General features: G+C 68.3%; 4 protein-coding genes. All 4 read left to right on the forward strand.

Annotated features, from left to right (window positions below; genetic code table 11):
- On the forward strand, positions 1 to 653 hold a 653-nt coding region (locus MXAZACID_RS01725; RefSeq protein ID WP_008492298.1), incomplete at its 5' end, for a LysM peptidoglycan-binding domain-containing protein.
- Between the two features lie 16 nt (positions 654 to 669).
- Positions 670 to 1,359, forward strand: coding sequence for a phosphatidylserine decarboxylase (locus MXAZACID_RS01730; RefSeq protein WP_008492299.1), 690 nt, complete (start codon positions 670 to 672; stop codon positions 1,357 to 1,359).
- On the forward strand, positions 1,359 to 2,204 hold the full coding sequence (locus tag MXAZACID_RS01735) for a phosphatidylcholine/phosphatidylserine synthase (RefSeq protein WP_008492300.1): 846 nt from the start codon (positions 1,359 to 1,361) through the stop codon (positions 2,202 to 2,204). Before MXAZACID_RS01730 ends, MXAZACID_RS01735 begins: the two co-directional genes overlap by 1 nt.
- A 68-nt stretch (positions 2,205 to 2,272) precedes the next feature.
- A partial coding sequence (locus tag MXAZACID_RS01740) for a Hint domain-containing protein (RefSeq protein WP_008492301.1) occupies positions 2,273 to 4,652 on the forward strand: 2,380 nt, incomplete at its 3' end.

A 4,652-nucleotide genomic window follows, 5' to 3' on the forward strand; every position in this document is an offset into this window, starting at 1 on the left:
ATGCGCAAGGCGCCTTCGTGCTGATCCCGGCCAGCCCGCTGCCCCCCGGTTCGCATGAGATCACATTGTCCGAGGCGCTGCCCGGCGGGCAGGTGGTGCAGGGCCAGCAAAGCGCCTCGATCAATCTGCCCGGCAATGGCCAGCCGGCGCTGGCCGTGGTCTCCGGGCCGGATGGCAGCAAGGTTGTCACCGGCCAGGGGCCGCAGCCCGGCCAGCTCGGCATGGGGGCGGTGGATTACGACGCGCAGGGCCATGCCATATTCAGCGGCACCGCTCCGGCCGGGGCGCAGGTCACGGTGAATGTCGGCGGCAAGGATCTCGGCACCGCCAAGGCGGATGCCTCCGGCCATTGGCACCTGCAGGCATCGGTGCCGACGGCGCCTGGCATGGTCACGCTGAACGCGACCGGCCCGGATGGCCAGGCGCTCCCACCGGTGACCGCGCCTTTCGCGCCGGAAGCTTTGACCAAGGCGCTGCAGGACGGCCATGTGCTGATCGCCCCCGGCGATAATCTCTGGATGATCGCGCGCCGGGTTTATGGGAAAGGCACCTTGTATACGTTGATCTATTCCGCCAATGCGGGGCAGATCCACGACCCCAACCTGATTTTCCCCGGCCAGGCCTTCGCCCTGCCGCAGACTCAGGCGCACTGAATAAAGGCAGAGTTGCATGAATATTGCTGAGACGATCAAATCGGTGATGAGCCCGCCGCACAAGGCCGGCTATCCGTTCATCATCGGCGGCATCGTGGTCGCCCTGATCGGGCTGGTGGTCTGGCACCCGCTGGCCTGGATCGGGCTGCTTTTCACCCTGTTCTGTCTGTATTTCTTCCGCGACCCGGAGCGCGTGCTGCCGCCGCGCCCCAACGTGTTCGTCGCCCCCGCCGACGGCCTGGTGGTGAGCATCGAACAGGCGATCCCGCCGGCGGAGCTCGGCTTGCCGCCGGTGCCGCGCACCCGCGTCGCCATCTTCCTCTCGGTGCTGGATGTGCATGTGAACCGCGCCCCGATCGCCGGCACGGTGCAGAAAATCGCCTATCATCCCGGCCTGTTCCTCTCCGCCGCCGAGGACAAGGCGAGCGACGATAATGAGCGTAACTCGATGCTGCTGCGCACCGTCGATGGGCGCGAGGTGGTGGTGGTGCAGATCGCCGGGCTGATCGCGCGGCGGATTCTCTGCGAAGTGACCGAGGGCCAGGCGCTGCTCGCCGGCCAGCGTTTCGGCATCATCCGCTTCGGCTCGCGCACCGATCTCTATCTGCCGGAAGGCTGCCTGCCGCTGGTCGCGGTCGGCCAGCGCATGCTCGGCGGTGAGACGGTGATCGCCGAACTGCCGCCCGTGCTCAGCACCTTCCCGTGATGCGGCCGCGTCGGCTGCCGCGCCGGCAGCGTTTTTCCGGGCAGAGTTTCAACCGGATGCTGCCCAATCTGATGACGCTGCTGGGGCTCTGCGTCGGGCTGTCCTCGATCCGGCTGGGGCTGGAGGGGCGCTTCGGCGCCGCCGTGCTGGCCATCGCGGTCTCGGGCGTGATCGACGGGCTGGATGGGCGGCTGGCGCGGATGCTGAAGGCGACCTCGCGCTTCGGCGCCGAGTTCGACAGCCTGGCGGATTTTCTCTGCTTTGGCATCGCCCCGGCGCTGCTGCTTTATATGTGGTCGCTGCAGCCCTGGGGGGCGATCGGCTTTCTGCCGCCTTTGATGTTTGCCGCCGCCATGGCGCTGCGTCTGGCGCGCTTCAACGCGGCGCTGGATTCCGCGCCCAAGGCCGCCTTCGCCTATAATTTCTTCACCGGCGTGCCGGCTCCGGCTGGCGCGGGGCTCGCTCTGTTTCCGCTCTTCATCGGTCTGGCGGCGAATGAGCATGACCAGTTCTGGCTGCAGGATGTGGTGAGCTACCCGCTTTTCACCGGCGCGGTGCTGGCCATGGTGGCGGTGCTATGCGTCTCCACTTTGCCGGTCTGGAGTTTCAAGAATTTCAAGATCCCCACCGCCGGCATCCTGCCGCTGCTGTTGGGGGTGGTGGTCTTCGCGGCTTTGATCTTCGCCGACCCCTTCATTGCCGGGGCGCTGGCTGGGCTGGCCTATATCATCATGCTGCCGTTTTCGCTGCGCAGCTATCGCAAGCTGGCCCGCGAGGCGAAGGCGCGGCGCGAAGCGTCTGTGGTGATCGATGAGGAACAGGTCGTGGCGCAACCTGAGGTTTGATTTTCGTTGATTTGATTAACTTGTCGTTTTAAGTCTGAATCCGGAATAATCGCGCGGAGAAGCGTTTGATGTCCGGCTTGACGCAAGGCGGCCCGATCTTGCTGGGAACGGCAACCCCCGCCTCGTTGAGCCTGGCGAGCGGACTTTCCCTCACCTTGGCCGGCCAGGCGGCAACAGACAGCCCGGCGCTGGTCAGCGCGCTTTATGGCGATCAATCCTCGAACTGGACCATCGCGACCAGCGCCACGCTGGTCGCGGAGCTGACGCTGGCCAGCGGCGCGGCTGTCGGGGTGGGGCTCGAACTGGCCGGGGCCGGCACCATTGATAATGCTCTGGGTGGGACGCTGTCCGGCAATCTGGAAGGGGTGGTGCTGGCTGCGGGCGGGATCCTGGTCAGCCAGGGGCTTATCGAAGGGGGCGTTGCGGGCGGGGTTGGCTTGCAGCGGATCGGCGTGCGCATGGCCAGCGGCGCGCTGGAGAACGACGCGACCGGGACGATCATCGGTGGCGCCTATGGTGTCAGCCTCGGCGGGGCCGGTGTGGTCAGCAATGCGGGCAGCATTTCCGGCGGGTTGGCGGGGATGGTGCTGGGTGCGAGCGGGCTGTTGGAAAATCAGGCAGGCGGGGTGGTGCAAGGCGGGCTGGCCGGGCTGGTGCTGGGCAGCGGCGCCAGCCTGGTCAATCAGGGCGAGGTCCAAGCCACGAGCATCGACGCCGGGCATGACGGGGTGATTTTGAGCGCCGGCGCCTATCTCGGCAATGCGGGGGTCATTGCGGGGTTCGATGCGGCCTATGCCGGGGCGGGTCTGGTGCGGCTGAATAATAGCGGCACCATGCTGGGCGGCGGGAGCATCGCGCTGGCCTTCCCGGCGAGCGGCTATGGCTTCACCGCCGGTGCCGCGGTGGCGCTGGCGGCGGGGCAGGTCCAGAATACCGGGCTGATTGAGGGCGCCAGCGCGCCGTCCGGTTCGGCCTTGCGGCAAGGTACGGCGGGAGCCGGCATGGTGCTCGGCGCCGGCACATTGGTGAATGGCGGCGTGATTGCCGGCGGGGCGGGCGCCTCTGCCGGGTTCGGCGGCGTTGGCCTGTCCGGCGGGGCGGGGCTGGTTGTCAGCAATGATGGCACGCTGCTGGGCGGTGGCGGCGGCGGCTTCTATGGTGGGGCCGCGGCGATGCTGGCCGGCGCCACCTTGGTCAATCGCGGTTCGATCTCCGGCGGCAGCGGGACGCAGACCGGCGGCAACGGTGTGGTGCTGTTGAACGATGCCCTGCTGGTGAATGCGGGCAACATCCAGGGCGGGGCCGGGACGCGCTATGGCTGGGGCGAAGGGCTGGGGGCGGGGGTGGCGCTCTATACCGGCACGGTACTCAATCAGGGGCTGCTCTCGGGCGGCGGCGGCGCCTTTATCGGGCTCTGGATGGGCGGGGGCAGCGTGCAGAATATCGGCACCATCCTCGGCCATGCGGCGCTGGCGATGCAGGGGGGCAGCTTCACCAATGGCGGGCTGGTCGAGGGCGCGCCGGTGGCGCTGGACCTGGCCGGGGGGGCATTCACCAATGCCGGCACGCTCGCCGGCAGCTTCGCCGCCTATATCAGCGAAGCCAGCCCCAGCCTCACCGTCGCCCTCGGCGGCGTGTTCGAGGGGAGGGTGACGGCCGTGAGCGGCGGCGGCACGCTGCTGCTCTCCGGCAGCCATGGCACATTGGATATGGGGGCAAGCTTTTCCGGCTTTTCCGAGATCTCCTTCGCCGGCACGGGCTGGATGCTGGCCGGGGCGGTGGCCGAGCTTGCCGGCGGCCAGACCCTCGCCGGGTTCGGCGCGGGGGATATCCTGCGCCTGGACGGGGTGAGTGCCAGCACCGCCAGCCTCGTCGCCGGGACCGGGCTGGTGCTGAGCGGGGCCAGCGGGACGGAAACCATCGCCCTGGCCGGTTTCGATCAGGCCGGGCCGGTGACGCTCAGCCAGACCGCAGGCGGTGCCGAGATCGTCATCTGCTACCGGCGCGGGACCATGATCCAGACCGTGGAGGGCGAGCGCGATGTCGCGTCGCTGCGCATTGGCGATGTGCTGCCGACGCGCTTTGGCGGATGCCAGCCGATTCGCTGGATCGGCCACCAGCGTTTCGGGCCGGAGGCGCTGCGCGGCCAGCGCGGGCGCTGGCCGGTTTGTATCCAGAAGGGCGCGCTCGGCATGGGCCTGCCGCGGCGCGATCTGTTCGTCTCCCCGGGCCATTCCCTGCTGTTGGGCGGGGTGCTGGTGCTGGCGGAGGCGCTGGTCAACGGCGTCACCATCACCCAGCCGGAGCCGGCAGAGGCGGTTGAGTATGTCCTGCCGGAATTCGAGACTCATGATTGCCTGCTGGCGGAAAGCGTCTGGGCCGAGAGCTTTGCCGACGGGCCGGACCTGCGCGCGCAGTTCGACAATGGCGCGGCGTTTCTGGCGGCCC

The sequence above is a fragment of the Acidocella sp. MX-AZ02 genome (assembly GCF_000306035.1).
GTDB lineage: Bacteria > Pseudomonadota > Alphaproteobacteria > Acetobacterales > Acetobacteraceae > Acidocella > Acidocella facilis.

Excerpts from the sequence above, each read along its gene's own strand:
- MXAZACID_RS01735 (WP_008492300.1), top strand. The coding sequence starts at position 1,359 with ATGCGGCCGCGTCGGCTGCCGCGCCGGCAGCGTTTTTCCGGGCAGAGT.
- MXAZACID_RS01730 (WP_008492299.1), top strand. The coding sequence starts at position 670 with ATGAATATTGCTGAGACGATCAAATCGGTGATGAGCCCGCCGCACAAG.